The sequence below is a fragment of the Chryseobacterium kimseyorum genome, assembly GCF_025971945.1.
In the GTDB taxonomy this organism is placed as follows: Bacteria; Bacteroidota; Bacteroidia; order Flavobacteriales; family Weeksellaceae; genus Chryseobacterium; species Chryseobacterium kimseyorum.
Genome location: NZ_JAPDHW010000036.1, coordinates 1 through 3202 on the forward strand (window position 1 = coordinate 1; position 3202 = coordinate 3202).

Annotated in this window: 2 rRNA genes; both read right to left on the bottom strand. The window is 47.4% G+C overall.

The features are described from left to right. Positions 1-5: 5 nt before the first annotated feature. A 5S ribosomal RNA gene (gene rrf / locus OMO38_RS20115) occupies positions 6-113 on the bottom strand. Between the two features lie 164 nt (positions 114-277). Continuing rightward, positions 278-3043 (bottom strand): 23S ribosomal RNA (locus OMO38_RS20120). Positions 3044-3202: the final 159 nt, after the last annotated feature.

Consider the following 3202-nt stretch of genomic DNA (forward strand, 5'->3'; position numbering starts at 1 on the left):
AAAAAAACTGGCGGCGACCTACTCTCCCGCTTTCGCAGTACCATCGGCGCTGGTGGGCTTAACTTCTGTGTTCGGAATGGGAACAGGTGAGCCCCACCGCTAAAACCACCCTAAAGGCTGTATATAACGTAGGGATGTATTGGGGTATCATGTATAAAGTATTTCAGCGTGTCGCTTTACTCTGTACATTGTACTTTTGTACATTCTACATATTTTAATCGATAAGAATATTCACAAAGAGAGAACCTTGAATGCGCAATTAAGCGGATGCCAATTAGGCAATAAATCTACGGGTAATTAGTACTACTCGGCTATGCTGTTACCAACTTTACACCTGTAGCCTATCAACGTCGTCATCTCCAACGACCCTTAAAAGATGTCTCATCTTGAGGCGAGTTTCGCACTTATATGCTTTCAGTGCTTATCTCTTCCAAACGTAGCTACTCAGCGGTGCACCTGGCGGTACAACTGATACACCAGAGGTTTGTTCAATTCGGTCCTCTCGTACTAGAATCAAGCCCTCTCAAACATCTAACGCCCGCAATAGATAGAGACCGAACTGTCTCACGACGTTCTGAACCCAGCTCGCGTGCCACTTTAATGGGCGAACAGCCCAACCCTTGGGACCTTCTCCAGCCCCAGGATGTGACGAGCCGACATCGAGGTGCCGAACCTCCCCGTCGATGTGAGCTCTTGGGGGAGACTAGCCTGTTATCCCCGGAGTACCTTTTATCCTATGAGCGATGGCCCTTCCATACGGAACCACCGGATCACTATGTCCTGCTTTCGCACCTGATCGACTTGTAGGTCTCACAGTCAAGCACCCTTATGCCATTACACTCTACGCACGGTTACCAAGCGTGCTGAGGGTACCTTTGAAAGCCTCCGTTACTCTTTTGGAGGCGACCACCCCAGTCAAACTACCCACCACGCAGTGTCCTTCTAAAAGAAGTTAGGCTCCAAGTAAGTAAAGGGTGGTATTTCAACGTTGACTCCACAAACACTAGCGTGCCTGCTTCAAAGTCTCCCACCTATCCTACACATTACTTACTCAAAGTCAATACGAAGTTATAGTAAAGGTTCACAGGGTCTTTTCGTCCCATTGCGGGTAAACGGCATCTTCACCGTTACTACAATTTCACAGAGCTCATGGTTGAGACAGTGCCCAGATCGTTACACCATTCGTGCAGGTCGGAACTTACCCGACAAGGAATTTCGCTACCTTAGGACCGTTATAGTTACGGCCGCCGTTTACTGGGGCTTCAGTCAAACGCTTCGCATTGCTGCTAACGCCCTTCCTTAACCTTCCAGCACCGGGCAGGTGTCAGACCCTATACAGCATCTTTCGATTTAGCAGAGTCCTGTGTTTTTGATAAACAGTCGCCTGGGCCTCTTCACTGCGGCCAACATTGCTGTTGGCGTCTCTTCTTCCGAAGTTACGAGACTATTTTGCCTAGTTCCTTAACCATGATTCACTCTAGCACCTTAGGATTCTCTCCTCGACTACCTGTGTCGGTTTTGGTACGGGTTGCTTCACTTCGGCTTTTCTTGGAAGCACTTTCCTTACAGCAACTTCGCCCGAAGGCTAGGTCTTGACTATTCCGTCAGTCTCCAGTAAGTACGGCACTCCGTCCCCTTTTTAGTGTGAGCAAGTATGGGAATATTAACCCATTGTCCATCCACTACCCCTTTCGGGTTCGCGTTAGGTCCCGACTAACCCTCAGCTGATTAGCATGGCTGAGGAAACCTTAGTCTTTCGGTGAGCGGGTTTCTCGCCCGCTTTATCGTTACTTATGCCTACATTTTCTTTTCTGTACGCTCCACCAAGCCTCACGACTCAGCTTCTGTGCAAACAGAATGCTCCCCTACCAGATATACCTCTAAGGTATAAATCCATAGCTTCGGTAATATGTTTATGCCCGATTATTATCCATGCCGGACCGCTCGACTAGTGAGCTGTTACGCACTCTTTAAATGAATGGCTGCTTCCAAGCCAACATCCTAGCTGTCAATGCAGTCCAACCGCGTTGCTTCAACTTAACATATATTTGGGGACCTTAGCTGTTGGTCTGGGTTCTTTCCCTCTCGGACACGGACCTTAGCACCCGCGCCCTCACTGCCGTGGAACATTTATTAGCATTCGGAGTTTGTCAGGAATTGGTAGGATTTGACTCCCCCGCATCCAATCAGTAGCTCTACCTCTAATAAACTTATACACGACGCTGCACCTAAATGCATTTCGGGGAGTACGAGCTATCTCCCAGTTTGATTGGCCTTTCACCCCTACCCACAGGTCATCCGAAGACTTTTCAACGTCAACCGGTTCGGTCCTCCACTTTGTGTTACCAAAGCTTCAACCTGCCCATGGGTAGATCACAAGGTTTCGCGTCTAATACTACTAACTAAGCGCCCTATTCAGACTCGCTTTCGCTCCGGCTCCGTACCTGAAGTACTTAACCTCGCTAGTAACATTAACTCGTAGGCTCATTATGCAAAAGGCACGCCGTCACCCAACTTGTGGGCTCCGACCGCTTGTAGGCGTACGGTTTCAGGTTCTATTTCACCCTTCTATTCGAAGTGCTTTTCACCTTTCCTTCACAGTACTTGTTCACTATCGGTCTTTCAGGAGTATTTAGCCTTGGAGGATGGTCCCCCCATATTCAGACAGGATTTCACGTGTCCCGCCCTACTCATTTATCACTTAAATATGCCTTTCATGTACGGGGCTATCACCCTCTATGGCTGTTCTTTCCAGAACATTCTATTAAACATATAAAAGCTTTTGGGCTAATCCGCGTTCGCTCGCCACTACTTACGGAATCTCTTCGATTTCTTTTCCTCAGGGTACTTAGATGTTTCAGTTCTCCTGGTTTGCTCTCCAAATAAATTTGGAGTGACATGTCTTCAACATGCCGGGTTGCCCCATTCGGACATCTGCGGATCAATTCGTGTGTGCCGATCCCCGCAGCTTTTCGCAGCTTACCGCGTCCTTCTTCGCCTCTGAAAGCCTAGGCATCCGCCATACGCCCTTAACGATTTCTTTCCTAATTATTAATTAGTTCAGTATTTTTTGCTTTGTATTGCTACAAAACTATTTTGTAAACTCAAACGCTTAATTGCGCTCGGTTTTCTCTTTGTGATATTTTTACCGTTAATGTCAATGATCTTAATGTCTTTCTGCTCGTCTGATAAATGGATATTT